Genomic DNA, 893 nt, shown 5'->3' on the forward strand with positions numbered 1-893 from the left:
CTAAGGGATGTCTCGTAACTGATTGAAGGCGTTGCTTGGGGCGGCCGGTGGTCAGCCGGCGAGGATGATGTTGTGGAGGTTGGCGATGCCGGAGGCGGCGTCGGCCAATGTGTGGGCGGCGCGTCGGTAGTCGCGCAGGATCTTGAAGTTCTTCATCCTGGCCAGGGCGTGTTCGACCCCTGCTCGGACGGTGCGGTGCTGGACGTTGAGGGCTTCCTTCCAGGCGGGCAGGTCGCTGCCGTCGGTGGGTTTGCGGTACGGCATGATCACCTCCGGGTTGCCCCGGTAGCCGCCGTCGGCCATCACCGGCCGCCCGTCCAACGTCTCGGCGATGCCCGAGGTGCGGTAGACGATCGTGTCGTTGCGGTTGCCGGGCTGCGGGTCACCGACGGCGATGACCAGGCGGGTGGAGGCGTCGATGGCGAGCTGCAGGTTCGTCGAGTACCGGTAGTTCTTGCTCCGGGCGGCCAGGCGGTGATCGCGGGTCGGGACCAGCGTCCCGTCGACGATCGCGATCTGCTCGACCGGCCGTTTGCGCACCGGCGCCAGGGCCAACAGCGGCGCGAGGGTGTCGATGACCCGATGCGCCGCCGAGTGCGACACCCCGAACAGCGGGCCGATCTGGCGCATCGTCAGGTTCGTACGCCAGTACGCGGCGACCAGCAACACCCGATCCGGCAAGTCCAGGGCCCATTGCCGGCCGGGCCGACCATCAGCGATGCCGTCACCACCACGCTCAACGACCAGCCGGACCAGCGTGCGGAACTGGGCGGGCTGCAGGCCGGTGAACGGAAAGATCCACTCCGGGCGAGCTGCCGTGATCACCTGCACCCCCGGCATCCTGCCCGACCATCCTCAACGGACAGACACCAGGGTTACGAGACATCCCTTAG

Annotated in this window: 1 protein-coding gene; it reads right to left on the minus strand. The window is 67.9% G+C overall.

What is annotated here, in order from left to right; genetic code table 11:
- Nucleotides 1-51: 51 nt before the first annotated feature.
- The gene (locus ACLJN9_RS30510; RefSeq protein ID WP_410815152.1) at nucleotides 52-831 is read right to left on the minus strand and encodes a transposase family protein; all 780 of its coding nucleotides are present in this window, start codon (nucleotides 829-831) and stop codon (nucleotides 52-54) included.
- Nucleotides 832-893: the final 62 nt, after the last annotated feature.

Origin of the sequence: Micromonospora sp. 067-2, assembly GCF_046549295.1 — a bacterium.
Classification (GTDB): domain Bacteria; phylum Actinomycetota; class Actinomycetes; order Mycobacteriales; family Micromonosporaceae; genus Micromonospora.